This is a genomic window from Marinobacter sp. JSM 1782161, assembly GCF_011421605.1.
GTDB classification, from domain to species: domain Bacteria; phylum Pseudomonadota; class Gammaproteobacteria; order Pseudomonadales; family Oleiphilaceae; genus Marinobacter_A; species Marinobacter_A bohaiensis.
In genome coordinates, this window is the sequence record NZ_WSSA01000002.1 from 1,949,479 (window position 1) to 1,974,763 (window position 25,285).

At 64.4% G+C, this 25,285-nt stretch carries 20 protein-coding genes; 10 read left to right on the plus strand and 10 right to left on the minus strand.

Annotated elements, in window-relative coordinates:
• Window positions 1–33: 33 nt before the first annotated feature.
• Entirely contained in the window at window positions 34–4,545 is a 4,512-nt protein-coding gene (locus tag GQB00_RS08680) for a CHASE domain-containing protein (protein ID WP_165855937.1), read from the minus strand.
• Between the two features lie 129 nt (window positions 4,546–4,674).
• Window positions 4,675–5,586 (minus strand): diguanylate cyclase domain-containing protein, encoded by a 912-nt coding sequence (locus GQB00_RS08685; RefSeq protein ID WP_165855938.1) that lies wholly within the window; start codon window positions 5,584–5,586, stop codon window positions 4,675–4,677.
• A 216-nt stretch (window positions 5,587–5,802) separates the two neighbouring features.
• Here GQB00_RS08685 and GQB00_RS08690 point away from each other — a divergent pair, with 216 nt between their 5' ends.
• A complete protein-coding gene (locus GQB00_RS08690; RefSeq protein WP_165855939.1) occupies window positions 5,803–6,513 on the plus strand; it encodes an SIMPL domain-containing protein in 711 nt (236 codons plus the stop codon).
• A gap of 55 nt (window positions 6,514–6,568) precedes the next feature.
• Here the strand turns inward: GQB00_RS08690 and GQB00_RS08695 are convergent, their stop codons facing one another.
• The gene (locus GQB00_RS08695) at window positions 6,569–7,357 is read right to left on the minus strand and encodes a substrate-binding periplasmic protein (protein ID WP_165855940.1); all 789 of its coding nucleotides are present in this window, start codon (window positions 7,355–7,357) and stop codon (window positions 6,569–6,571) included.
• Window positions 7,358–7,564: 207 nt separating this feature from the next.
• On the minus strand, window positions 7,565–8,257 hold the full coding sequence (locus tag GQB00_RS08700; RefSeq protein ID WP_165855941.1) for a Crp/Fnr family transcriptional regulator: 693 nt from the start codon (window positions 8,255–8,257) through the stop codon (window positions 7,565–7,567).
• Window positions 8,258–8,412: 155 nt separating this feature from the next.
• Here GQB00_RS08700 and GQB00_RS08705 point away from each other — a divergent pair, with 155 nt between their 5' ends.
• The 3 genes from GQB00_RS08705 to GQB00_RS08715 all read left to right on the plus strand — a co-directional run bounded on the left by GQB00_RS08705 (window position 8,413) and on the right by GQB00_RS08715 (window position 11,673).
• Window positions 8,413–9,183, plus strand: a complete 771-nt coding sequence (locus GQB00_RS08705; RefSeq protein ID WP_165855942.1) for a class II aldolase/adducin family protein — start codon at window positions 8,413–8,415, stop codon at window positions 9,181–9,183.
• A 14-nt stretch (window positions 9,184–9,197) separates the two neighbouring features.
• Window positions 9,198–9,788, plus strand: a complete 591-nt coding sequence (locus GQB00_RS08710; RefSeq protein ID WP_165855943.1) for an HD domain-containing protein — start codon at window positions 9,198–9,200, stop codon at window positions 9,786–9,788.
• Window positions 9,789–10,200: 412 nt separating this feature from the next.
• Window positions 10,201–11,673: a WS/DGAT/MGAT family O-acyltransferase gene (locus GQB00_RS08715; protein ID WP_165855944.1), complete on the plus strand. Its 1,473-nt coding sequence runs from the start codon at window positions 10,201–10,203 to the stop codon at window positions 11,671–11,673.
• Here GQB00_RS08715 and GQB00_RS08720 read toward each other — a convergent pair.
• Window positions 11,653–12,126: a hypothetical protein gene (locus GQB00_RS08720; RefSeq protein WP_165855945.1), complete on the minus strand. Its 474-nt coding sequence runs from the start codon at window positions 12,124–12,126 to the stop codon at window positions 11,653–11,655. The genes GQB00_RS08715 and GQB00_RS08720 overlap by 21 nt on opposite strands.
• Complete coding sequence (locus GQB00_RS08725; protein ID WP_111494560.1) at window positions 12,123–12,764, minus strand: TetR family transcriptional regulator; 642 nt, start codon at window positions 12,762–12,764, stop codon at window positions 12,123–12,125. Before GQB00_RS08725 ends, GQB00_RS08720 begins: the two co-directional genes overlap by 4 nt.
• Before the next feature lie 294 nt (window positions 12,765–13,058).
• On the opposite strand from GQB00_RS08725, the gene GQB00_RS08730 reads away from it, so the two are divergent.
• Both GQB00_RS08730 and GQB00_RS08735 read left to right on the plus strand, forming a co-directional pair.
• The gene (locus tag GQB00_RS08730; protein ID WP_165855946.1) at window positions 13,059–14,168 is read left to right on the plus strand and encodes a ferredoxin reductase; all 1,110 of its coding nucleotides are present in this window, start codon (window positions 13,059–13,061) and stop codon (window positions 14,166–14,168) included.
• A gap of 63 nt (window positions 14,169–14,231) precedes the next feature.
• Complete coding sequence (locus GQB00_RS08735; protein ID WP_165855947.1) at window positions 14,232–15,314, plus strand: fatty acid desaturase family protein; 1,083 nt, start codon at window positions 14,232–14,234, stop codon at window positions 15,312–15,314.
• Between the two features lie 142 nt (window positions 15,315–15,456).
• On the opposite strand, the gene hemN is transcribed toward GQB00_RS08735, so the two are convergent.
• On the minus strand, window positions 15,457–16,881 hold the full coding sequence (gene hemN, locus GQB00_RS08740) for an oxygen-independent coproporphyrinogen III oxidase (RefSeq protein ID WP_165855948.1): 1,425 nt from the start codon (window positions 16,879–16,881) through the stop codon (window positions 15,457–15,459).
• A 128-nt stretch (window positions 16,882–17,009) separates the two neighbouring features.
• Between hemN and GQB00_RS08745 the strand changes: the two genes are divergently transcribed.
• Window positions 17,010–18,542, plus strand: a complete 1,533-nt coding sequence (locus tag GQB00_RS08745) for a cryptochrome/photolyase family protein (protein ID WP_165855949.1) — start codon at window positions 17,010–17,012, stop codon at window positions 18,540–18,542.
• Window positions 18,543–18,663: 121 nt separating this feature from the next.
• A complete protein-coding gene (locus GQB00_RS08750; protein WP_111494550.1) occupies window positions 18,664–19,878 on the plus strand; it encodes a transporter substrate-binding domain-containing protein in 1,215 nt (404 codons plus the stop codon).
• A gap of 10 nt (window positions 19,879–19,888) precedes the next feature.
• On the opposite strand, the gene GQB00_RS08755 is transcribed toward GQB00_RS08750, so the two are convergent.
• Together GQB00_RS08755 and GQB00_RS08760 are read right to left on the minus strand one after the other, a co-directional pair.
• Entirely contained in the window at window positions 19,889–21,583 is a 1,695-nt protein-coding gene (locus GQB00_RS08755) for an HAD-IA family hydrolase (RefSeq protein WP_323127260.1), read from the minus strand.
• Window positions 21,584–21,653: 70 nt separating this feature from the next.
• Window positions 21,654–22,211, minus strand: a complete 558-nt coding sequence (locus tag GQB00_RS08760) for a DUF2845 domain-containing protein (RefSeq protein WP_111494548.1) — start codon at window positions 22,209–22,211, stop codon at window positions 21,654–21,656.
• A 149-nt stretch (window positions 22,212–22,360) separates the two neighbouring features.
• On the opposite strand from GQB00_RS08760, the gene GQB00_RS08765 reads away from it, so the two are divergent.
• Entirely contained in the window at window positions 22,361–22,516 is a 156-nt protein-coding gene (locus GQB00_RS08765) for a DUF2256 domain-containing protein (protein ID WP_165855950.1), read from the plus strand.
• Entirely contained in the window at window positions 22,513–24,036 is a 1,524-nt protein-coding gene (locus GQB00_RS08770) for an FAD-binding domain-containing protein (RefSeq protein WP_165855951.1), read from the plus strand. The genes GQB00_RS08765 and GQB00_RS08770 overlap by 4 nt, the downstream gene beginning before the upstream one ends.
• Here the strand turns inward: GQB00_RS08770 and GQB00_RS08775 are convergent.
• Complete coding sequence (locus tag GQB00_RS08775) at window positions 24,033–24,953, minus strand: AEC family transporter (RefSeq protein WP_165855952.1); 921 nt, start codon at window positions 24,951–24,953, stop codon at window positions 24,033–24,035. The genes GQB00_RS08770 and GQB00_RS08775 overlap by 4 nt on opposite strands.
• Window positions 24,954–25,285: the final 332 nt, after the last annotated feature.

A 25,285-nucleotide genomic window follows, 5' to 3' on the forward strand; every position in this document is an offset into this window, starting at 1 on the left:
GGTTCCTCTTGGTCCGGCCATCGCCGAGCCAGGCTATTCAGGGCTCCGGATCTCTTCCAGTACCGATTTGACCCATTCGAAATCCAGTCGTTTCATGGCGGCTTCCGCTTCGGCCATGGACGACGGCGCCATCATATCGGCCAGTGCCGCGCGATGTTCCATAAACAGCGCCTGGGCTCGCAGGTTTTTCTCTTCCAGCAGCCTCAGCAATTCATCGAGCACAGCCCGCTCCAGTGGCGCGGTATGGTCCTGCGGCTGTCCAGGGCCGCTGTGACGGGCCAGCCAATGTTCGGCAGCCACTACCACCCGGGCGTGTTCCTGCGCCAGCTCATCCCATTGGGCCGATGTCACCTCTTCCGGTGCCGAACGCAGGTTCTGCTCCAGAGCCATAGCCAGCCCCGGGAAAACAGTGGCCCCCAACGTACCGATAGAGCCTCGCAAGGTGTGCAGGATTCGGGCGGCATCGTCATTGGCTTGCTGTTGCCACAGGGTATGAGCTTCACTAAGAGGCGCTGCCCCCCGCTCCACTACGGCACCGACCACCCCACACAAGGCCTGGGCACCGGCAGGATTGGCGGCGATCAGCGCGTCCAGACTGGAGAAATCCACGGCGGCGTCTTCAGCCGTCGCTTCATCCTCCCTGGCAGCCTCTGGCGGCGCCTCGCGGGGCGAATCCAGCCCCAGATGCTCGCCGACCACCCGGATCAGTTCCGCCTCATCCACCGGCTTGCCAATGAAGCCGTCCATGCCCGCCTCGCGACAGACCGCCTGCTCCGACTCCAGCACCCCAGCGGACATGGCCACAATCGGCAAGGTCAAGCCAAGCTGGCCACGAATCTCGCGGGTGGCGGCAATGCCGTCCATGACCGGCATCTGCACGTCCATCAGAACCAGGTCGTAATGGGCGGCCTCGTGGCGCAAATGGTCCAGCGCGAGCTGGCCGTTGGCAGCAACGGCGACACGGGCGCCGGCGTACTCCAGAAAGCCCGCCGCCACGGTCTGGTTGAGAGGATTGTCTTCCACCAGCAGGATCCGGACGCCCTCCAGGCGCCCCTGCAGGGCATCGTCCATAGGTGGCAGCAGGCCATCCTGGCCGGCGCGAGCGGCGATGACTTCATGCAACCGGTCGTACAGGTGGGAGCCGGTGATCGGCTTGAGTATCACCGCGTCCACCAGCTCAGCTTCACTGGAGGCGCTGAGCGATTCCTCGGCAAACGCATTGACCATCAGCAGGATGATGGCGTTGTTGTAGGTGGGAATGCGCCGTATCACACGGGCCAGCTCCAGGCCGCTCATCGCCGGCATCTGCCAGTCCAGCAGGAAGACGTCGTACTGCGACAGGTTGTCCACACCGCTCTCCAGCTGCTCGGCCAGGGAGCGCGGCTGGTCCAGCGTATCCACGTTCCATTTCCAGCCACGCAGGGTCTTGTCCAGGTATTCCCGAGAGGTGTCGTTGTCGTCAACGATCAATACTTTCAGGTCCCCCAGGCCCCGGGGCAAGGTGGGGGCCTGCCCGGATCGCGCGAGTTCCAGTGGCAACTCCACCACAAACTCGCTGCCTTTGCCCTGCTCACTGCTGACCCGGATGTCGCCGCCCATCAGGTAGACCAGCTTGCGGGTGATGGTGAGCCCCAGGCCGGTGCCGCCGAAGCGCCGCGTCATCGACGAGTCGGCCTGGGTGAAGGCCTGGAACAACCGCTCCAACTGGGATTCCGACATACCAATCCCGGTGTCCCGCACCACGAACTCGACCCGGGCCTGCCGGTCCGTCCGCTCCAGCACCTGCACCAACAGGGACACTTCCCCCTGCTCGGTGAACTTGATCGCGTTGGACAGCAGGTTGATCAACACCTGGCGCACGCGCAGCTCGTCGCCCAACACCTCGCGAGGTACATCCGGTTCGATACCGATGGCCAGCTCCAGCCGCTTGCCGGCTGCATCCAACGTCATGATGGAAGCCAGACTGGCGGCCATCTCCTCGACATTGAAGGCTTCGTGCGTGATTTCCATGCGACCGGCTTCGATCTTGGAAAAATCCAGTATGTCGTTAAGGATCGCCAGCAGCGACCGCCCGGCGCTGTGGATCATGTTGACGTAACGCTGCTGATCCGCACTGAGGCGGGTCTTGGCCAGGATCTGGGCCATTCCCAGCATGGCGTTCATGGGGGTGCGGATTTCGTGACTCATGTTGGCGACGAATTCGGTCTTGGCGCGGCTTGCCGCCTCGGCCACCGTTCGGGCGTCTTCCAGGCGGCGCTGGGCCAGCCGGTATTCGGTAATGTCCCGCAGGACGACCCCGAAATAGGCCTCCGCCGGCGTCCGCCACTGCCCCACAGAAATCTCCGCCGGGAAGGTCTCGCCGTCGCTGCGCAGGCAAGCCAGTTCCAGTTGCTCGCCGGCCAGCTCGGCGTCGTCACGCTCCAGCAGCCCGCCTATTTGCATCAACAGCCGGGGCCGCTCAGCAGGTGGGACCAGTCGCAGACAGTGACGCCCCACCACCTGCTGTTCGGATAAACCAAAGATGATCGTAGCGGCCCGGTTCCAGGACTGTACGATGCCGCGTTCGTTGACAATGAAGATGCCGGCGTTGGCGCTTTCCGCCAGGGAGGCAAACTTGCTTTCGGATTCCCGGAACGCCTCGTTCATTTCCCGGGACAGGCTCAGTGCGCGGGCGCGGGTCAGTGCCAGGGTTCGTATGAACGAAAACAGCAGTAGGCTGATCAGGATGCCGCCGGCCAGCACGATGTGCCCCTTTCCGTAATCCGTCGCCTTGAGGAACGCCGGTAGCGTGGTCACCCGCAGGGTCCATTGCCGGTTGCCCGCCGGAAGGGTGTCCAGGCTGGTCCGCTCGCCGTTGCCGGAGACGGCGTCATCCAGCCGGGCGTCCCGATACATCAGGTGCGCGGAGTCGATCTGGGTACCGTCGAAGACTTCCACCGCAACGGTGGGAAAGTCGTCGCGCAGGATGCCCTCGACGAGATCGTTCATGCGGAAGGGGCTATAGGTATAGCCGATGATGCTCTGGCGCCGCGCCTCCTGGGAGCCGGGAACTCGAAACCCATGGTAGATGGGCGCATACATGAGGAAACCGGCCTGCACGCCGACGTCGGTTTCCTGCACAAGGGTGATCCGGCGCGACACGCTGACCTCACCGCTGTCCCGGGCCCGCACCAGGGCCCAGCGCCGGTTGTCCTCGGAAAACATGTCGTAGCCGTGGGCGCGCTGGTTGCGCCAGTCCATCGGTTCCAGGAAGGTGACCGGCACGTAAACCTGGCGAGGCCCTTCCGGCTGCACCCGGAACTGCTCAAATCCCTGTCGGCGCAGTCGTTCCTCGAACCGCTGCAGCGCCTGTGGACCGTTCACGTAGCGGGCAAACCCGACGCCCTGGATGCCGGGATAGCTTTCCGTCAGGCGCAGCTCGCGGACATAGCGACGCCAGTCGTCGGCGGTCACCGACTCCGAGCCGTAGAACAGGCCGGCCGCTCCCCGCAGCACCTGCTGACAATCGCGCAGGCGCTCCAGAATACGCGCCTCAATGTCGGCGGTCAGGCTCGCGAACCGGGCCGAAGCGTCTTCTTCAACGCTGTCGGTAATCGATCGCCAGGCAAAGATGGTCAGGGCCAGGGCCACCATCAGGGCAATCCAGGGTTGAAGAAAATCCCGAACCCGACGATTGCGGCTGTGGCCCCGCTCGGCCAGATCCGACGACAGCAGCATGCCGGTGATGGTCCACAGCAGCATAAATCCGTCGAGTGCGACCAGTGAGGCGTGCGGCGTGCGGAAGTGAAACGGCCCCAATCCATTCAACGTCCCGGCCACGGCGAGAGCCCCAATGGCGAGCGTCAACAGCGAGACGCCACGCAGGCCGAAGTAGTAGGCCGCCACGCCCAGACAGGGAATGTAGAGAAACGCCGCCAGCGCCTGGAACTCGCTGCCTCCGGGAACCGGCCAGAAGACCACCAGGCTGATCGCGCTGCACGCCAGTACCAGACCAATGCCGGCGTTCCAGGCGAAGGGGCCGCTCTCGGCGTCCTGGGTCCGGAACAGGGATACCGCCAGCGGGACCAGCACCAGCAGCCCCACGGTATCGCCCAGCCACCAGGTGCCCAGAGCCTCCAGGAACGACGGGCCGGACAGGAACCCCGCCATGAACAGCGAGGTCACGCCTACCACCGCGCTGATCAGGCAGGCCGCAGCGGCGATCATGATAAAACGGAACACGTGCAGGAGCCGGTCGAACGACACGCCGCCTCCGGCCAGACGTCGGATCACGTAAGCCGCGAAGAGGGCTTCCAGGGTATTGCCGGCAGCGATAGTCAACGACGTGATGATTGTCAGTTGGGGGGCACTTTCGAGGGTTGGAAAGCTGATCAGGTTGGCGATAAATGCGCCGGCGGCAATGGCCGGCCACAGGCGCATACCGCCCAGCAGCAACGCCGCCACGGCAATCCCTGTGGGCGGCCAGATAGGCGAGACGTTGGTGTTCTGGAACGCCAGTTTGAGGCTCAGATAGGCCACCAGCACGTAGACGGCTGTCAGGGCCATGCCAAACAGCCAGCGCGCGGGGCGGGACCGGATTTCCTCTTGGCCTGTCAACAGACTGCTCAACATCCATGAACTCCGTTTCTGCGGCATGTTTCCGTACGGACCGTTTCTTCTATCGATCTAAAGCTATTACAACTCGCGGACCCGGTAGCCGTTGCGACCGGCCCCCTTTGCCTCGTATAGCGCTTCGTCGCCCGCCCGGATGTAGTCCCGGGTCTGGATGTCCGGCGGCACGCCGGCGACCAGTCCGACGCTGACGGTCACGTGATCGGCCGCCCCCGATTTCGAGTGCGGCACCTTCAAACCGCGCACCGCGTTACAGATCCGCTCTCCGACAATGGCCATGTCGCCAGCCGGCAGATGCGGCAGCACCAAGGCGAATTCCTCGCCGCCGTAGCGCGCGGCAAATTCACCCGGGCGCCGGACGGCCCGCTCCAGGGCCTGGGCCACCGAATGCAGGCAGTCATCGCCGGCCAAATGGCCATAGTGGTCATTGAAGAGCTTGAAGTGGTCGACATCGATAAGCGCCAGTCCCAAGGATAGCCCCTGTCGCTGGTGTCGGCGAATCTCGGTGTCGAACTGCTGGTCGAAGTAACGGCGGTTGAAAACGCCGGTCAGGCCGTCATGGTTGAGCATCATGCGCAGGGCATCGGCCTGCCGTTTAAGCACAAGCTGGTTGCGCACCCGGGCGCTGACGACAACAGGCTTGAAAGGTTTGCTGATGAAGTCCCGGGCTCCGAGTTCGAACGCCTTGACCTCGTTACCGGCATGATTCTGGGCGGTGACGAAGACAATCGGGCAGTCCCGGGTAAGCGGGTTGCCAGTCAGGATCTGGCAGGTGTCGTAGCCGCTCTGTCCCGGCATCTGCTGGTCCAGCAGGATCACATCGGGCTGGTGCCTTTCCGCCAGGGTCACGCCTTCGCTACCGGAGGTGGCAAACAGGATCTCCGCCTGGTCGCTGAGAATGCTACTGAGCAGTTGGATGGTATCCGGGTCGTCATCGACAATCAGGATTCTGCTTCGTTCTGGTTCGACAGACATGCGCTGGACAACTCCCCTCTAACGCAACCGGTTAACGGTACCCTGGAGGGACCGCACACGCATGACCGGATTCAATTGCATGCTCCAGACGGTTATAGCAGTCTAGGCCTTGCGACTCCACCCCGGCGTCGCCGCAAGGAGTTGAAAAAACGGCTGCCACTCAGTTGGTTAGCCTGACAGCCGGGCTAACCGGCTACGCTACAGGGAGCCATCCAGTTGAAGCTGACATCCAGTATCGTGATCGGCGTGGCGCTGATCATTGCCGCGGCCATCGGCGCCGACGGCCTGCGGGAAATGCACACCGGCGACCGTTTTGTCACGGTCAAGGGCGTGGCTGAGAAGGAAGTCGAAGCCGACCTGGCGCTCTGGCCGATCCGCTTCATCGCCACCGGCGACACCCTTGCCGATGCCCAGCAACAGGCCCGCCAGAGCCGCGAGACCATCGTCGCCTTCCTCAAGCTCCAGGCCATCGATGCCAAAGCCGTGGAACTGCAGCGGCTGGACGTCACCGACACCCAGGCCAACCCCTACCAGAATAACAGCAGCGGCAAACGCTTCATCATCAACCAGACGCTGATGGTGCGCACCACGGACATCGACAAGGTGCGCCAGGCCGGCCAGTCGGTGAGCGACCTGGTGGATTCGGGCGTGGTGCTCTCCAGCGATTACGGGCCCGCCGGCCCCACCTACCTGTTCAACGATCTCAACACCATCAAACCGGCAATGATCGCCGAAGCCACCGCCTCGGCGCGGGAAGCCGCCCAGCAGTTCGCCCGGGACGCCGGAACCGAACTGGGCGACCTGCGTCGCGCCAATCAGGGCGTGTTCCAGATCCTGCCCCGGGACCAGGCGCCTGGCATCACCGAGGAGCAGCAGCCGGCAAAGGTCGTCCGCGTCGTATCGACGGTTGAGTACTATCTCGATTGACCCCGTCTCAACTGCCCCCCATCTCGGCGGACGCCTGAAGCGCCCGCCAGGACCATTACCGGTAGCGCTTCTCGATGGCATCGATGGTGCCATCGTCGCGGGCTTTGTCGAGCGCCGCCTGCAATTCAGCCACTACGGCCGGGTCGGTCTGGTTGCTGACCGCCAGGTACATGGGGGTCTCGCGGAACACCAGAACCGGCCGCAGTCCGGTAATGTCTGCCTGTTCCTCGGCGATCAACGGCCCCACCAACCCGTCGGTGACCCACAGGTCGACCTGCCCCAGCGCCAGACGCTGGGGATTCTGGTTGCTGTTGCGCGAGGTCAGCACATCCATACCCTGCTCGATCAGGTAATCGGACATGACGTCGCCCTTGTAGCCAGCAATTCGGTACTGTCGGGCGTCGTCCAGCGAATCCAGCTCGATGTCGGAATCCGGTGCGGCGAACAGCGTCCAGCGAATCGAGGCGAGGGGGCCCACCCACTGGAAGTCGTCCTCTCGCTCGTCGGTGCGGGCGGTGCAGAACAGACCGTGGTTGGCGTGCTCCTGGACCCACTTATAGGCGAAACTCCAGTCGCGCATCTTCATTTCGTAGTCGATATCGGTGTTGGCCATCATGGCCTTGACCATATCGGTGCAGATACCGGTGATGTCATCTTCGTTGTGGGCGAAGCTCTGGCCGGTGGTGGAGGCGTTATAGGGCGGGTAGTTCTCGGTAAAGATCCGGAAGGGACCTTCCGCGTGGGCGGCGGAAGCGGTGAACAGGGTCAACAGCAGCCCCGACAGCGCCAGCAGAAGGCGGCCGGAGATGGATCCGGACGTGCCGGAACCGGATGGTTGGTGCATTGCGAAGAGTCCTCTATCCGCGAAGGATGATGTTATTAGCGGTCGTTGACGACCTTTTGGGGTCGACAGAAAACGGCCGGCCGAACGAGCTCCACCATGAGCGAAATGGCCAATCCATCTGGTCGTTTTTGTCAGTATCGAATCTTCACTGTTTTGCATTGCGAATGAAAGCGGCGGGCTGTTTCGCTTGGTTACAGCCCGGAACCCTCATCCCAGGCCGGTCAGATAACGCTCCAGAGCCAGGGGGTTGGTCACGGTCACCCGCCCATAACGGAACTCAATCAGCCCCTCGCCGGCAAAATCCTTGAGCACTTTATGCACACCCTGACGGGTCATGCCCATCATGCTGGCCAGGTGTTCCCGGGTCAGGCGGAAACTGACCGCATCGGAGCGGATGCGGTTGCCGTCGTGCATCTGCGCCAGGAACAGCAACCGCCGACCGACGCGGGCGGGCATCCCGCGCAGGGCGTCGTCCTCGATCAGCGACATGGTGGCCCACAGACGCTGGCTGAGCAGGTCGAGCACCACCGGGTAGCTTTGCGGGTAACGCCGCATCAGGTCGTGGAAACGCTCGCCGTCCAGATCCACAATCACCGCCGACTCGTGGGCGCGAGCACCGTAAACCCGGGGCGTGTTGGGGGAAAACACGGTGTCGCCGAACCAGCTGCCGTGATCGAAGATCATCAACACCGCTTCACGGCCCTCGGCGTTGACCGAACAGATGCGCACGCTGCCTTCGGCGATCACGCAGAGGCCCGACTGCAGCGAGCCTTTTTCGTAGATCTGCTCGTCCGTCCGGAACGAGCGGACCCGGGCATGACGGGCGGCCTCCTCAATGGCCTGGTCGGGGAAGCCGGAGAAAATCGGGCACTGGCGGATGGCGTGGCGGATATCGGTCATCCGCCCAGTGTAAACCAAGCTCACGCCTGAGATGGACTGAAAACACCGCAACCCGGTGCCGCCGAATGTAAACCGATTGACAGAATTGGCCGCCGGCAACGACCTACACTCGCAGGACAGACTCAGAACAAGTCCAACAACGAGAGAGGTCCATTATGTCCGCATCACTGGCATTCCAATCCAAGAAGGACAAGGTCAGCGCCGAGGAATGGCAGCTGCGCGTCGACCTGGCCGCCGCCTACCGGCTGGTTGCCCTGTACGGCTGGGACGACCTGATTTTCACCCACATTTCCGCCCGCATTCCCGGAGACGAGCACCACTTCCTGATCAACCCCTACGGCCTGATGTTCGAGGAAATCACCGCCTCCAGCCTGGTCCGGGTGGACCAGGAGGCCAACAAGCTCGATCCCGACGATCACGACATCAACCCTGCCGGTTTCACCATCCACAGCGCCATCCACGCCGTACGCGAGGACGCCGCCTGCGTCATGCACACCCACACCACCGCCGGCGTGGCCGTGTCCGCACAGACGGACGGCCTGCTGCCGCTGTCCCAGCAGAGCCTGTTCCCCCTCGCCAGCCTGGCCTATCACGACTACGAAGGCGTGGCCCTGCGCGAGGATGAGAAGGCGCGGCTGCAGGCGGACCTGGGCGCAGCCAGCTTCATGATCCTGCGCAACCACGGTCTGCTCACCGTGGGCAGCTCCATCGCCGACGCTTTCCTGGGCATATTTATCCTGCAGCGGGCCTGCGAGATCCAGATCGGCGCCCTGGCCGGCAACCGCGAGCTGACGCCCATCCCCGGCGGCATCGTCGACACCATCAAACAGCAGGCCGCGCAGGTGACCAGGGGCATGGGCGGACAGCTGGCCTGGCCCGGGCTACTGCGCAAGCTCGACCGCATCGATCCCAGCTACCGCGACTGAGCCAGGAGAGCCCCATGAGCACAACAACCGACGCCCGCGCGCAGTTCACCCACATGAAGGACGGCACCGCCGAGGACTGGCACACCATCGCCGCGTCCTTCGGCGATTTCGCACAATCCCTGCCGGACCGAATCATGAATCACCTGACACTGCTGGAAGGCGACTTCGGCGGCTTCCAGGTGGATCGCATGACCCACTGTCTGCAGACCGCCACCCTCGCCCACCGCGACGGGAAGGACGAGGAATACGTGGTCTGCGCCCTGCTGCACGACATCGGCGACACGCTGGGCACGTACAACCACGCTGATGTGGCTGCGGTGCTGCTGGAACCCTTCGTCAGCGAAGCGAACCACTGGATGGTCAAGCACCATGCGATTTTCCAGGGCTACTACTTCTTCCATCACCTGGGGATGGACCGCAACCTGCGCGACAACTTCCTCGATCACCCGCATTACAAGCGCACGCTCGAGTTCGTCAGCAAGTACGACTCACCGGCCTTCGATCCCGAAGCGGAAACCTTACCGTTGAGCTATTTCGCGCCGATGGTGCGCCGGGTATTCGCCAAGCCGCGCAAGTCCCTCTACAAAGCGGCCATGGAGGAGTAGACCGCCCAGGGCTCACCGGCCATATCCGTACCCGGAGGTGACATGAATCTTAAGATGCTGTCACTTAACGGATTTTAACGTGCGGACATGGATTGAGCACGTTAGGGTAAACTTAATTCGACATCGGGACCCCCGTCCTCCGATGTCGCCGGGCGCCGATGCGACGCCCGGGGGCGAGCCCCGCACGGCTCGCCCAGTTGCGTCTCCAACCTGCTGCCCGGAGCTGCACCGACCGTCCCCACCCTGACCGTCGGCTCGCAGTCACCGGGCTTTTTTTTGCCCTTTTCACCTTCCCTGGCCTACCGAAACCAAATTTTATCCCACTCGCTGCACCGGCCGGCCACGCCCGCTATACTCCCGCCATACCAACAAAAACAGCCGCACGCGGCACCCCAGACGAACAAGGATCAACATGAAGCGCGTGAATACCCTCGACGCCGCCTGGCTGGCGGTGGAATCCGACGACACCCCCATGCACGTGGGCACCCTGCAGATCTTCTCGTTACCGGAAAACGCCCCCGAAACCTTCCTGCGGGACACCGTGGCGCGCATGAAAAGCGACTGCGAGGTGGCGACGCCGTGGAGCCAGAAGCTCGCCTACACCGGCGCATTGGGCCGGCTGGTGGCGCCTTACTGGATCACCGATCGCCACATCGACCTGGATTACCACGTACGCCACTCCGCGCTGCCCAAACCGGGCGGCGAACGGGAGCTGGGGGTGCTGGTGTCGCGACTGCATTCCCACCCGCTGGATTTTTCGCGGCCGCTGTGGGAGTGCCACATCATCGAGGGGCTGGAGAACAACCGTTTCGGCCTCTACACCAAGATGCACCACTCCATGATCGACGGCATCAGCGGCGTGCGCCTGATGCAACGGGTGCTGTCGAAGAGTCCTGATGACACCAACATGCGGGTGCCCTGGGCGGTACGTCCCGAGCGCGGCCGACGCCAGACCAGCGACCGCACCGCGACGCTGAACTGGGCCTTCAACGAGGCCCTGGAAGCCCTGAAAATCCAGGTGGACAGTACGCCGAAACTGATCGGCGCCCTGGGCCGCCTGGTGCACGCCGCCCGGCATTCCGACGACCGCCTCACGCCGCCGTTCGTGGGCCCCAGCTCCCTGCTCAATGGCCGCGTCACCGGCCAGCGCCGCTTTGCCACCCAGCAGTATGACCTGGAGCGCCTGAAGACCCTCGCCAAGCAGGCCGACGCCTCCCTGAACGACATCGTGCTCTACCTGTGTGGCACGGCCATGCGACGCTTCCTGCTGGAGCAGGCCGTCCTGCCGGATCAGCCACTGACCGCCGGCATCCCGGTGAACATCCGCCCCGCCGACGACGAGGGCACCGGCACCGCCATCAGTTTCATGATCGCCAGCCTGGGCACGAACGAGGCCGACCCCAGCGACCGACTCGCCGCCATCAAAGCCTCCACCGCGAGCGCCAAGGCCCACCTGCAGAGCCTGCCGCGCGCGGTGCTGAACCAGTACACCATGCTGTTGATGTCGCCCTATATCCTGCAACTGATGACCGGCCTGGGCGGCCGCATGCGCCCGGCGTTCAACATCACCATCTCCAACGTGCCGGGGCCGGAGCAGCCGCTGTACTACGAAGGCGCCAAGCTGGAAGCCATGTACCCGGTATCTCTGATCGCCCACGGCGGCGCGCTGAACATCACCTGCCTGAGCTACGCGGGATCACTGAACTTCGGGTTCACCGGGTGCCGGGATACCCTGCCGAGCATGCAGAAACTGGCGGTCTATACGGGGGAGGCTCTGGAGGAGCTGGAACAGTCGATCAACCCCGCCACGCCAGGCAAAAGGGCGTCACGACGCAAACCCGCCACGAAGCGAACACGCAAGTCCTCAGCGGGTGTCTCCAAATAGCCGCACATCGCTGATCTCCAGCAAAACCAGCTGCGGCCGCTCCTGCGTCATCACGTACCCCAGCAACACCTGCGCCTCGCCGTGCTCGAAGGCGCAGAGGCCGTTGCCCTGGTGGACGGTCGCGGCGTCGAGGCGGTTCAGGGGTGGCTGGTCGAGGGCGTCGTCTGCGAAATCACCCAGGCCCAGCCGGCCGCAGCCGACGAAGCGCCCCAGCGGCTGCCCTGTCTCGACCAACTGGCGATCATCGATGGCATCGGCGACCGCCGGATGCTGGAGGCGCTGCAGGTCCGTCATCGACCAGTCATGAGAGACGCCGTCCAGCAGGTGGGAAAACGCGTTGAGGCGTTGCGTCTGATCCAGCTCCGGGCCGCTCTGCGGCGCAAAGAACACGAACCAGAGCCCCACCCCGCCCAGGGCCACGAGGGTCCCGAGGAACCGGCGCCAGGGGATCACGACGCGTCTCCCGGCGCGCGGCTCTGCCAGTGGGCGGCGCCGGTGAAGATCAGCTGCAGGAAGCGGGTGGTGCGCTGGCGGATCTGGTCGACCTGATAGTCGTCGTCCGGGGAGACGCCCAGCAGGTCGGTCAGGGTGAAAGCCACGGTGCGCACCACCAGGTCGCAGGTCATCTCCAGGTCGCCGTCACTGAGGTGCTCCGCCAGGCGCATGCGGCGCAGATCGTTGGCCAATTCGCTGGCGAAGAAACGCATCTCGCTGCGGATCGCGTCCTGCACGGCGCGGCTTTCCCCCGCCAGCCCCTGGGCCATGAAAAAGAAGAAGCTGCGGTTGGCCTCCACGTGGCTGATGAAAATCCCCACCGACTCGTCGATCAGCCGGTCCGCCTGCAGCACGTTGCCCCGGGCCTCGCGCATCATGCGGCGCAGCACCAGGCCGAGCTGGTCCACCAGCTGCAGTCCCAGGTCGTCCATGTTGCGGAAGTGGCGGTAGAAGGACGTGGGCACCACCCCCGCCTGGCGCGTCACCTCGCGAATCCCGAGGCTGGCGAAATGCCGCCCCTTGCCGACGAGCGTGAGGGCCGCCTCCATCAGTTTGTCGCGGGTCTCGCCCGGTTTGCGTCGTGGTTTCTGGGTCATGCCTGCCGTGTCCTGACTGCCGGGCCACCGCGACCCGAAAAAACGAGTGTACACATTTCTCACCCACGACAGAAACTGGCACTGTCATTTGGGGCCATTCCTCGATTCCGATTATTTCGGCGATTCAGACACCTGGCGACAATGCCCGGAAAAAAAACGCATTAAGCACCCCAGAGCCGCATCGCCCTTGATCCATTCGGCAATTGACAGCTCAAGATCGCCATGTGTACAGTCGTTCACAACTTGTGAACACTTGTACACAGCGACAAACAATTCCTTCAGGAGGAAGCCACGATGCTGTCGACGATCCGATCCCAAGGCGCCCTGCACTGGCTCGGCCGGCAACTGTTCAACCGCGACGATCCGGGCGCGTTTTTCGACCCGCTGCTGGCGGTGCTCAACCCCATGTGGGTACGCGGTTTCGTGCCCGCCCGGCTGCTGGATGTGATCGACGAGACGGCGGACACCCGAACCTTCCGCCTGCGCCCGTCGGCGCGCTGGCAGGGTTTCCGCGCCGGCCAGCACGTCAACGTGGTCGTGGATGTGGACGGGGTGCGCCAGCACCGCACCTTCACCATCTCCAGCGCGCCCAGCCAGTGGCACACCGACGGCACCCTGACGCTGACCGTCAAGCGCCATCCGGGCGGCCACGTGACCCACTGGATGCACGACCACCTGCGCCCCGGCGCGATCCTGGGCATCAGCCAGGCGTTCGGCGAGTTCGATCTGCCCCCATCCGGGCAACCGAAACCGCTGCTCTACATCATGGGCGGCAGCGGCGTCACCCCGGCCCTGAGCCACCTGGTGGGCCTGGCGGAGCGGGACTACCGGGCGCCGGTCACCCTGCTCTATTACGTACGCACCCAGGCCGACGTGATCGGTGCCGAAACCCTATACGCTCTCGCGGCCCGCTGGCCGGCGCTGAGCCTGCATGTGTTCGCCACCGAGGAACAGGGCGAGTCGGCGCTGCTCAACGAGCAGCACCTGGACGCGGTGCCCGGCTTCGCGGCTCGCGACGTTTACCTGTGCGGACCGCCCGGCCTGATGGATCGGGCCAACGCGCTGCTGGCGCGTTACGGCGTGCAGGAAGAGCAAATCCGCTGCACCTTCTTCAGCGCGCCGACCGCGGTGGCCGCCGACACGCCCCTGGGCGGCGCGGTCACCTTCGCCCGCAGCGACACTCACGTGGATTCCGACGGCGACGCCCCGCTGCTGGAGATCGCCGAAGCCGCCGAGCTGAACCCGGCCTACGGTTGCCGCATGGGCATCTGCCACCAGTGCAGTTGCCGCAAGACCGAGGGCACCGTCGTCAACCGCCTCACCGGCAAGGCCTCCGGCCCCGGCGAGGAAACCATCCAGCTGTGCATTTCCGTGCCCCAGGGTCCGGTCACCGTGGACCTTTGATCGCCACCGGCACGCCTTCACAGCGAATCAAGCGACCGGCACAAAGCCGGCAAGGAGCGAGATATGACAACGCAACTGAACCAAAGCCAACTGGACGACCTGGCCCGGGACCTGGACGCCATCCGTGATGAAGTGCGGGCCGACCTGGGCGAGCGCGACGCGCGCTACATCCGCCGCATCATCCGCCTGCACCGCACACTGGAGATCGGCGGCCGGGTGCTGATGCCGTTCGGCTTTATCCCGCCGGTGTTCGTCGCCGGTGTGGCGTCCCTGGGCGTCGCCAAGATCATCGAGAACATGGAGATCGGCCACAACGTGATGCATGGCCAGTACGACTGGATGAACGATCCGTCGCTGCATTCCCAGACCTACGAGTGGGACACCGTGTGCACCGGCGACTCCTGGCGCCAGACCCACAACTACGAGCACCACACCTACACCAACGTGATCGGCAAGGACCGGGACTACGGCTACGCGGTGCTGCGTCTGAGCGATGACGAGAAGTGGAAGCCCTGGCACCTGCTGCAGTTCATCAACTACCTGATGCTGACCGTGTTCTTCCAGTGGGGCGTGGGCCTGCACGAGCTGGAGAGCGAACGCATCCGCCGCCGCGAAATCAAGCTGTCGGACAAGAAGGCGTTCCTGCGGGACTTCTTCCGCAAGGGCGGGCGCCAGGCGTTCAAGGACTACGTGTTCTTCCCGGCGCTGACCTTCCCGGTGTTTCCCATCGTGCTGGCCGGCAACGTGTGCGCCAACCTGGTCCGCAACCTGTGGTCGTCGACGGTGATCTTCTGCGGCCACTTCACGGAGGATGCGGAAACCTTCAGTGAAGCGTCCATCGAGAACGAGTCACGGGGCCAGTGGTACCTGCGCCAGCTGACCGGTTCCAGCAATTTCACCGGCGGCAAGTGGGTGCACATCCTCAGCGGCCACCTGAGTCACCAGATCGAGCACCATGTGTTCCCGGACATCCCGGCGCACCGCTACCGCGAGATTGCGCCGCGGGTGGAAGCGGTCTGCAGGAAGTACGGGCTGAAGTACAACACCGGGAGCTTCGGCAAGCAGTACTGGACCGTGCTCAAGCGCATCGCCCACTATTCGCTGCCGGACCGGGTGCGGGTGAAGCTGGAGGCGCAGGCGGTTTGATTGGCCCGAATCCTTGGGGGCACACCTCCCCTCTCCTCAACCCTCTCCCGCCAGGGGAGAGGGAGTTTTACCCCGAGTTAGCTGAGAAGCTCCCCCTCCCCTGGCGGGAGAGGGGCCGGGGGAGAGGGGAGCCTTAATCCACCTAGATAATCCGCGAGAACCGCTGCCCCGCGTCTTCCGCCCGATAGGCATCGAACAGCTGGCAGATCGCGCGGATCAGCAGGCGCCCCGGCGCTTTCACCTCCAGCGACTCACCGCCGATGGTCACCAGGCCGTCGGCTTCCATCTCCCGCAGCCGGTGCAGGGCCTCGACGAAGTAGAGCCCGAACGGCCGCTGCCAGCGGGCCTCGAATTCAGCGTAGTCCAGCCGGAACTGGCAAATCAGTTGGCCGATCACCCAGCGCCGGATGCGGTCGTCGTGCGTCAGCGCCACACCCCGGATCGTCGCCAGCTCACCGGCATCGATCCTCTGCTCCCAGGCGTCGAGATCGTGCGCGTTCTGGAAGTAGGCGTCGGTGGTCTGGCCGATGGCCGAGACCCCCAGCGCCACCAGGTCGCAGTCCCCGTGGGTGGTGTAACCCTGGAAGTTGCGGTGCAGGCGGCCCTCGCGCTGGGCCACGGCCAGCGGATCGTCCGGCAGGGCAAAATGATCCATGCCGATGTACTGGTAGCCGGCGCCGATCAGGGTGTCGATGGTCTGGTGCAGAATCGCCAGCTTGTCCGCCGGCGACGGCAGGTCTTCACTGCGAATCCGGGTCTGCGAGAAGAAGCGCTGCGGCAGGTGCGCGTAGCTGAAGATGGACAGCCGGTCCGGACGCATCGCCAACACCTCGTCGACGGTGCGGGCAAAGGTGTCGGGCGTCTGGTGCGGCAGGCCATAGATCAGGTCGAAATTGATCGAGCGAAAGCCCTGTGACCGGGACTCACACAGGATGTCCTCCACCATGCGGCGCGGCTGAAGCCGGTTCACCGCTTTCTGCACCCGTGCGTTGAAGTCCTGCACGCCGAGGCTGATGCGATTGAAGCCCAGGGCATGCAGTTGCGCCAGCGAGGTGTCGGTCAGCTCGCGCGGGTCGATTTCGATGCTGAAATCGCGCTCGTCGCCCAGCTCCAGGTCGAAGATGTCGCGCAGCCCCGCCATCAGGCGCCCCATCTGGTCCGGCGGCAGGAACGTCGGCGTGCCGCCGCCCCAGTGCAACTGCTGGACCCGGCGCCCGGCCCCGAACAGGTCCGCCTGCATCCGGGCTTCCTTCAGCAGCCGCGTCACGTAGGGTTCGGCCGCTTCCCGGCGCCGGGTCAGCACCTTGTTGCAGGCGCAGTAGTAACAAAGTCGCGCGCAGAACGGCACGTGCACATAAAGCGACAGCGGGCCGCCGTTATCGGCACTGGCCCGGGCGGCATCCGCCATATCCGCCGCGGTAAACGCGTCGCTGAACTCCACCGCCGTCGGGTATGAGGTATAGCGAGGGCCGCTGAGATCGTAGCGCTGGATCAGTTGGTCGTCCCAGGCAGGCCGGGCGGTGCCGGGCGTCGATGAAACGAGCTTGAGTGCGGGATGCGTCGACATGAGAGAGTCCGGAATGCGAAGTCTGGGCACAGTGTATCGGGTCACATTGTCGTCACCTTGACCTGGATCAGCCCTGAACCGGAAAGGCCTTTCGGGCGTACTCAAAGGCGAATCGAAAGGAGATGTCCATGCGCCACCTGATCCTGATCCTGGGCGATCAGCTCACCCCCGACATCAGCGCCCTGCAGGATGCCGACCCGCAGCAGGATCGCATCGTCATGGCTGAGGTCCGGGACGAAGCCAGCTACACCAATCACCACAAGAAGAAGATCATCCTGCTGTTCAGCGCCATGCGGCATTTCGCCCGGGAATTGCAGGATGCCGGCTGGGACATTCATTACCACGCCTATGATTCGGACAGTTCACACGGCTCGCTGCGCGACGTGGTGGCCGAACAGGTGGAAGCCCATCGTCCGGACAAACTGATCACCACCGAGTGCGGCGAATGGCGCCTGCACGACGATATTTGGCAATGGCATAAAAGACTGGGCATTCCCGTGGAAATCCGCCCCGATAACCGCTTCATCGCCACCAAGGACGAATTCGCCCGCTGGGCGGAGGGCCGCAAGCAGCTGCGCATGGAATTCTTCTACCGGGAAATGCGCAAGAAGACCGGCCTGCTGATGGCGCCGGAGGGCGGCCCCGAGGGCGACCAGTGGAACTTCGACGCCGACAACCGCAAGAAATGGAACGGCAAGCCACCCGCACCGGGGCCGTTCCGGGTGTCCCCGGACGCCATCACCCGCGAGGTGATCGACCTGGTGGAGCGCGAGTTTGCCGACCATTTCGGCAGCGCCGAGGATTTCCACTTCGCGGTAACCGCCGCCGACGCGGAAGAAGCCCTGGCCCACTTTCTCGACTTCGCCCTGCCCTGCTTCGGTGATTACCAGGACGCCATGGCCGACGACGAGGACTGGCTGTTCCATTCGGTGCTTTCGCCCTACATCAACTGCGGCCTGCTCGACCCGCTGGGCGTGTGCGAAGCGGCGGTCCAGCACTACTACAGCGGCCAGGCGCCGCTCAACGCGGTGGAGGGGTTCGTGCGTCAGATCATCGGCTGGCGCGAGTTCGTGCGCGGCATCTACTGGCTGCTGATGCCGGACTACGCCGCCGAAAACCGGCTCGGCAACACCCGCGACCTGCCCTGGTTCTACTGGACCGGGGACACCGGCATGCGCTGCATGCACAAGGCCATCGACGCCACCCGGCGCAACGCCTACGCGCACCACATCCAGCGGCTGATGGTGACGGGCAACTTCGCCCTGCTGGCCGGCGTCAAACCGGAGGACATCTGCGATTGGTACCTGGCGGTCTACGCCGACGCCTACGACTGGGTGGAACTGCCCAACACCCTGGGCATGGTGATGCACGCCGATGGCGGCTACCTGGGTTCCAAGCCCTACGCCGCCAGCGGCAAGTACATCCAGCGCATGTCCAACCACTGCAGCGACTGCCGCTACAATGTGAGCCGCGCCACCGAAGACGACGCCTGTCCCTTCAACGCCCTGTACTGGCACTTTATCGACCGGCACCGCGAGGCGTTCCGCAGTAACCCGCGCATGGGCATGATGTACCGCAACTGGGATCGGCAGAAGCCGGAACGGCGTGAAGCCATCCTGCAACGGGCGGACTGGATTCTGGCCCATCTGGACAGGCTCTGACCACGCTGCGAGCCGTTGAACGGCTAAACTGATAACGGGCTCTTCAAAGCAGAACAAACGTACCAGTGCTACGCTACTGACAGCCCCCTTGTTGAGGACGCTCGAACGCCAGGGACAGGGTATGAGGTTGAAGCATCAGGTTCTGGCCATCACACTCGTTTGCCTGTTCGGCCCCGCCGCGGCGCTGGCCCAGCAGACCCTGCAGCTTTTTGCCTCGGCCGCACCTCCCTACCAGTACGCCATTGACGGCACCGTTCATGGCACCACCATCGAAGCCCTGCGCTGCGCCCTGGGTGAAACCCGGTGGCGTCCAAGTATCCGCATGGTGCCCCAGCGCCGGGCCATTCACGCCCTCCAAAAAGGCCTGATTGACGGGTACCTGGGCATCAGCTCGTCCGACACCCTGGATCCCGTTGCCACCCTGTCCGCACCGCTCGCCCTGGAAAAATGGTACCTCTACGCCCTCGGCGATGTGGCTCTGGACGATGCACGGCTGGGTGCCATTGCCGGCAGCAACGAGGCCCACTGGATACAGGATCGGGGCTACAACGTGACCATGCAGGTAGCGTCACTGAATCAACTGGTGGCCCTGGTCAACCGCGGCCGCATCGACGCATTGGTGGTGGACCAGCGCATCATGGACGACTGGCGCGACCGCCATCCCGAAGGCACGCCCCTACCCAGACTGACCAGCCGCTTCATACGCTTTGCACCGCTGGGCACCTATTTCAACCAGGCTTTCCTGCAGGCCAACCCGAACTTCCTGTCCCGCTTCAACGCCAACCTCGAGGACTGCGTCACCGCTGGTTTTCAGTTGGAGGCCGACGAGGCCCGCCGCATCCGGGACCTGGCCGTCCGGCTCTTCAACCAGCTGCATGCCGAGGTGGACGTAATCAGCGCGACCTATGACCGGCGTTCAGGCCAGACGCTGGCAGCCATCCTGCAGCTGGACGAGCAATGGCGCGCCGCCCAGCCGGTCGGTTCCAGCGACCTGGCCCGGGACATTGAGCAGCGGCCCCTGTCCCGTGCGCTGCAGCAATGGCAGGAACAGCAGGACGGACTGGTGTCGGAGATCCTGGTGATGGACGCCCAGGGCGCGCTGGTGGCCATGAGCCAGCTCACCAGCGATTACTGGCAGGGCGACGAAGACAAGTTCCGCCGGGTGGCCGTCGAACCGGGTGACCAGCTCTACCTGGGCCCGGTGCGCTATGACGCGTCCTCGAACCACTTCCAGGTGATCGTGTCCCGGGCCCTGCATGATCCGCAAAGCGATGACCTGCTGGGCGCCGTGGCGCTGGGCATCGACATCGAATGGGCCCTGACCCGGGATCCATGAACAACACCCGTCACGGCGGCCCCACCTCGCAGGCCAGCACCAGCGCCCAGAATTCCGAGAAATCATTGACCACCACGTCCGGCTTGTGGGGATGGCCGTGGGTGCCGGGAAAGATGCTGTGCAGCCAGGGCAGGTCCCACAGGGCGCCGTTGAAGAAGACCCCGGTCACCCCGGCGCGCTTGGCGGCGATAATGTCGGTGGTGCTGTCGCCCACGTACCAGATACTGGGGCCGACCGGGTAGTCCAGCTTCTCCGCCGCCAGGATCAACTGGTCCGGATGCGGCTTGCGCAGCGGCGTGTCGTCGCCGCAGACCTCGGTATCAAACAGGTGCCGCCAGCCGATGCCTTCCACCGCCGCCAGCTCGTGTTCGAAGAACTCGCGATCGCGGTTGGTGATCACGCCCACACGGATACCCAGGTTGCGGAGACTGGCCAGCATGTCGCTCACTTTGGGCTCGAACGCGTCCACCGTGCCGTAGTGATTGCGGTAGTGGCGATTGAAGGCCGCGTGGGCGATGTCCTTGGCGCCCTGGTCCTCACCGAACAGCACCTCGAAAATGTCGGTGCGGGAGATCTTGCGATCAGCACGTACCTTGGGATGCAGGCGCGCGAACTCCCGTACGTAGGCCACCAGCTTGGCGTCTTCCGGCGTCTTGCTGTCTTCCGGCTCCAGCATGCGCCCCATCAGACCCAGCGCGTGAAACTCCGGCAGCATGTCGTCCACCGCGTGGTACATGGCGTCGAGCGTATCCACCAGCGTGGCGTGCCAGTCGAACAGGATCACTTGCGGGCGGATCAGCTTGGCGACGGCCGGGTGCCAGTCCGGCTCCACCCGCCGCTCCGGCGGCTGCGGCGGCGGGTAAGCGGGTGGGCGTACGCCGGCCACCTCACAGGCGAAGGTATCGCCGGGGAACGCGGCCAGCTCGTCCATCAGCGACTCGAAGCTCTCCAGCACCCGCGCCGGACGATCCTGGCGCCGGAACCAGCCGGCGATACGCTCGGTTTCCCAGGCGGCGCCGTTGTAGAAAATGGGCGTCACGCCGGCGTTGTTGGCGGTCACCATATCGGTATAGCCGTCGCCCACGTACCAGATGTCCTTGCCGACGGGCATGCCCAGCTTTTGCGCGGCGCTGTAGATCATCTCCGGGTCAGGCTTGTAGTGCACCACGTCGTCGGCGCAGACGGTGGCATCGAACAGGTCCCGCCAGCGGCCCTCCTCCAGCGTGGCCAGCTCGGTATCGAGGAACTCGCGGTTGCGGTTGGTGGCCACCACCAGCTTGATGCCCAGCTTACGGCAGGCCTCCATGTAAGCCTGCACCCCTTCCTGAAACGGCTTCACCTGACCGAAATACTGGCGGTAGCACTGGTTGTAGGCGTGATGGGCGATGGCTTTGGCGTCGCGGTTGTCGCCGAAGATCGCGTTGAAAATGTCGGTGCGGGACACCCGCCGCTCCGCCAGGATGCGCGGGTGCAAGCGTCGGAAGATGCGGATGTAACGCACCAGGCGGGCGTCTTCCGGCGTGTTGCACTGTTCTTCCGGCAACAGCTGATCCACCAACCCGAGATCCTCCAACTGCGGCAGCATCTCCTCCATGGCGCTGAACATAGCGTCATGGGTATCCACCAGCGTGCCGTGCCAGTCGAACAACAGGGCGCGGGGTATGGTCAGGCCCGTCTCATGCGGGCCCCGATCATCGCTCTGCACAGGCGTCTCTCCCGTCAGCGGTTGCGGTATCGCATCCTAAAGAGGGTGTTGCTAGCAGAAAAAATAGACGCTATTGGCCGGGCTTGCCCGCCGTCTCCACCCGGATGAGACGGCCTTCGCGGAAGGTGACGACGCGGCGGAACTCGTTGGGGCCGAATTCGTACAGCCATTCCTCCTGGGGATAGGCCGAGTACCCGCTGTAGTGATCCACGCGACGCCGGGGCAGAACCCACTCGACGCGCTTGGACAGCGGCTCGCCGCAGCGGCGGACGATCTCGAACTCGTTCATGCCCTCGCGCAGCATCCGCGGCGAGCAGTTGCCCGGAGCACCGGGCAGGAAACCGTAGCCCAGGCTCTCTTCCTGGCGTAGCTTGCCGTTGCGGAAAATCAGCCGGCGCACGAAGCTCCGTGGTCCCGGGTTGTAATACCAGTGCTCGACGGTCTGGACGATACCGATGCCGGGCAGCGCCGCCTGGGGGTAGATCGCCACGTAATCCGGTTCACCGCATTTCTCGCGGACCTCGACCGGCCAATCGCCCTCATCGACCAGGCTGGTGCCGCAGCGAAAAGCCGCCTCGCCCGTCCAGGGCAGCGCCCACATCAGGAACAAGACAATCACACCACGCATATCGCCTCCCCGCGCCTGTTCGCCCTTCTCAGCCATAGTCCCGTTGCCGGCCTGAAAGTTCAGTCAGAATGGATCAATCCGGACCGGGCAGCGTCGCGTATTCCGGGTTACCGTTCCACTTCAGGATACGTCGTCACAGGTTAGTTGCGATGCACAGCAAGCCCCATCTGCCCGAGAAAATCTGCCCGGTGTGCGAGCGCCCCTTTGCCTGGCGCCGCAAATGGGCGCGGGACTGGGAGCGCGTGCGCTACTGCAGCGAACGCTGTCGTCGCCAACGTGGCCAGTTGCTGAAGGCCGCTCCATGACAACGCTGGTGTGGTTCAAGCGCGACCTGCGGATCCAGGATCACGCGCCACTGGCGGCCGCCGCCGAATACGGCGAGCCGGTCTTGCCGCTGTACGTGGTCGAGCCGGACTACTGGCAGCTGCCCGACATCAGCCGGCGCCAGTGGGCGTTCATCGCCGACAGCCTGGCATCGCTGCATCGCCAACTGACGCGGCTGGGCGCGCCGCTGCGGGTCGAGCGCGGTGAGGTGACGGCGGTCTTTGAGCAACTCCGTCAAACCCACGGCATCAAACGGGTCCTGGCCCACGAGGAAACCGGTAACGACTGGACTTTCCGGCGCGACAGGCGGGTGATCGACTGGTGCACGGAACGCGGCATCGCATTCCGCGAATGGTCCCAGTTTGGCGTGGTACGGCGCCTGCCGGACCGGGATCTCTGGGACCAGGCGTGGAACGGGCTGATGCGGAGCGAACCGGTCGTCAGCCCGGAGCGGCTGATGGCTGCGGGCAACGACGAGCCGGGCGCGCTCGACCTGACGCCACCGCCCTGCGCCGACGACAGCGACTGCCCGGACCGCCAGGCCGGTGGCAGCGAGGCGGGTGAGCGGTTACTCACATCCTTTCTCAATCGCCGCTGTATCGGCTATCAGTACAACATCTCCAGCCCCAACAGCGCCGTCAGTGGTTGCTCCCGGCTAAGCCCGCACATCGCCTACGGCACGCTGAGCCTGCGTCAGATCTATCAGGCCAGCCGCGACAACGGCGAGCATCCGTCCAGCCTGCCCCGCCGTCAGCGCAGCCTGCGCAGCTTCCGCTCACGGCTGCACTGGCACTGCCATTTCATCCAGAAGCTGGAGGACGAGCCGGAGCTGGAATTCCGCGCCATCCATCGCGAGCTGGAAAACCTGAAGTCCGGCCCCAACGACCGGGAACGGCTGGACCGCTGGGCCCGGGGCGAAACCGGCTGGCCGCTGGTGGACGCCTGCATGCGGGCGCTGCAGGCAACCGGCTGGATTAACTTCCGCATGCGCGCCATGCTGATGGCCGTCGCCAGCTACCAGTTGTGGCTGCACTGGCGCGATCCGGCCCTGCACCTGGCGCGCCTGTTCACCGATTTCGAAGCGGGCATCCACTACCCGCAGGCCCAGATGCAGAGCGGCCTGACCGGCATCAACGCCCTGCGCATCTACAACCCGGAACTGCAGTCCCGCAAGCTGGATCCGCAGGGCACCTTCATCCGGCGCTGGATCCCGGAACTGGAAGGCGTACCCGAAGAGTTCATCCACAGCCCCTGGCACATGACCGCGCATCAACACAGTCTCTACGGGGGCGAGCGTTATCCGGAGCCGGTGTGCGACCATGATCTGGCCGCCCGCAGCGCACGGCAGGCGGTGGCCGAATTCCGCCGTGAGCACGTCACGCAGCAGGAAACCGACCGAGTGCTCGAACGCCACGGCAGCCGCAAGGGACCACGCCAGAGCCGCCCGAAGGTTCGCGGCAAAGCCGGCGCCGGCGACAACCAGCTGTCTCTGTTCGACTAACTCAGAAAGATCGCCACCATCACCGGGATATAGATCAGCGCAAACAGGGTGCTCAGCAGCGTGGTGCCCGCCGCCTGACGGGGCGAGGCATCCAGCAGCGTGGCGATGACCACGGTGTTGGCCGCCATGGGCGTGATGGATACCAGGAAGATGGCGCGATAGACCGCGTCATCGTAGAAACCGAGCCAGTGGCTGTCGACAAACCAGAACGCCAGGGCCGCCAGCGGCCAGACCACGAACTTGCCGAAGAACGCCAGCCCGGTGAACCGCACGTTGCCCATCAGGCCACGGAAATTGAGAATGCTCATGCCCACGATCATCATCCCCAGGATGCTGTAGGCGCCGCGCAGGTTATCGAACAGCGGCACGAACACGTCGGGAATGGCCACACCGCTCAGGTTGAGCAACACCCCCAGGGCAAAGGCGTAGATCGCCGGCAGCCGGACCACGCGAACGAGGCAATCCCGGGCACTGTAGCGGCCACGACCGGCCAGGTAGTAACCCACCGAGTTCTCGAACAGCGTGGTGCCCAGCATGCAGACGATGTAGAGCGCCACACCCTCTTCCCCGAACAGCAACAGCGCCACGGGAATCCCGAAGTAGCCGGTATTCCCGGTCCCCACCGCCAGGGGCATGATGTTGGCGCTGCCGTCGTTGAGCAGGCGCCGGCCAAGCGCCATGTGCGGCAGGCTGACCAATACGCAGAACGCGAACACGATGGCCGGCATCAGCAGCACTTCCGGCGTCAGCGGCGCGGCCATCACCCCGGAGAAGATCACCGACGGGGTCACGATGTAGAGCATGATGCCGGCGATGTGACGCCCGCTGGCTTCGAGATAGCGCCCGGCAATCCAGCCCAGCAGGACCGTGATGTAAAGCGGCAGGAGTTTGACGAACAGGGACAGGACAACGGCCATGGGGCGGGCAACTCCTCGGATTCAAAAAACAGTCAAGGCCGCAAAAGCCCTTCCCACCCGGCAGTGTTTTCGGGAGGAACCGTCATTCACAGCACAGCGTCAACGGGTGACACAGGATAGAGCAAATACGCGAATTGACCAGACAGGACACCAGACCTCCCGGCCACTAACATTGAATTCCTTTATCCCCCTGATTAGCCGCATCCGGATCATGCGCTGACCGCATCAGCCAGAAAGTAACCAATTGGCTCAAACTGCGTTATAATACGCGGCCTTCGGAAGGTCTGGCAGCGTCGGCGGGCTTCCGGGAGTGGCCATGCCGGTACGACCAT

What these genes read in the sequence shown, in the direction of transcription:
- GQB00_RS08705 (WP_165855942.1), top strand. Translation starts at nt 8,413, where the DNA reads ATGTCCGCATCACTGGCATTCCAATCCAAGAAGGACAAGGTCAGCGCC.
- GQB00_RS08730 (WP_165855946.1), top strand. Translation starts at nt 13,059, where the DNA reads ATGCTGTCGACGATCCGATCCCAAGGCGCCCTGCACTGGCTCGGCCGG.
- GQB00_RS08680 (WP_165855937.1), bottom strand. Translation starts at nt 4,545, where the DNA reads ATGGCCCTGACAGCCGTCTACGTGCTGGTGGCCTATCTGAGCCTCAAA.
- GQB00_RS08750 (WP_111494550.1), top strand. Translation starts at nt 18,664, where the DNA reads ATGAGGTTGAAGCATCAGGTTCTGGCCATCACACTCGTTTGCCTGTTC.
- GQB00_RS08745 (WP_165855949.1), top strand. Translation starts at nt 17,010, where the DNA reads ATGCGCCACCTGATCCTGATCCTGGGCGATCAGCTCACCCCCGACATC.
- GQB00_RS08760 (WP_111494548.1), bottom strand. Translation starts at nt 22,211, where the DNA reads ATGCGTGGTGTGATTGTCTTGTTCCTGATGTGGGCGCTGCCCTGGACG.
- GQB00_RS08725 (WP_111494560.1), bottom strand. Translation starts at nt 12,764, where the DNA reads ATGACCCAGAAACCACGACGCAAACCGGGCGAGACCCGCGACAAACTG.
- GQB00_RS08685 (WP_165855938.1), bottom strand. Translation starts at nt 5,586, where the DNA reads ATGTCTGTCGAACCAGAACGAAGCAGAATCCTGATTGTCGATGACGAC.
- GQB00_RS08765 (WP_165855950.1), top strand. Translation starts at nt 22,361, where the DNA reads ATGCACAGCAAGCCCCATCTGCCCGAGAAAATCTGCCCGGTGTGCGAG.
- GQB00_RS08710 (WP_165855943.1), top strand. Translation starts at nt 9,198, where the DNA reads ATGAGCACAACAACCGACGCCCGCGCGCAGTTCACCCACATGAAGGAC.
- GQB00_RS08770 (WP_165855951.1), top strand. Translation starts at nt 22,513, where the DNA reads ATGACAACGCTGGTGTGGTTCAAGCGCGACCTGCGGATCCAGGATCAC.
- GQB00_RS08700 (WP_165855941.1), bottom strand. Translation starts at nt 8,257, where the DNA reads ATGACCGATATCCGCCACGCCATCCGCCAGTGCCCGATTTTCTCCGGC.
- GQB00_RS08735 (WP_165855947.1), top strand. Translation starts at nt 14,232, where the DNA reads ATGACAACGCAACTGAACCAAAGCCAACTGGACGACCTGGCCCGGGAC.
- GQB00_RS08715 (WP_165855944.1), top strand. Translation starts at nt 10,201, where the DNA reads ATGAAGCGCGTGAATACCCTCGACGCCGCCTGGCTGGCGGTGGAATCC.
- GQB00_RS08775 (WP_165855952.1), bottom strand. Translation starts at nt 24,953, where the DNA reads ATGGCCGTTGTCCTGTCCCTGTTCGTCAAACTCCTGCCGCTTTACATC.
- GQB00_RS08695 (WP_165855940.1), bottom strand. Translation starts at nt 7,357, where the DNA reads ATGCACCAACCATCCGGTTCCGGCACGTCCGGATCCATCTCCGGCCGC.
- hemN (WP_165855948.1), bottom strand. Translation starts at nt 16,881, where the DNA reads ATGTCGACGCATCCCGCACTCAAGCTCGTTTCATCGACGCCCGGCACC.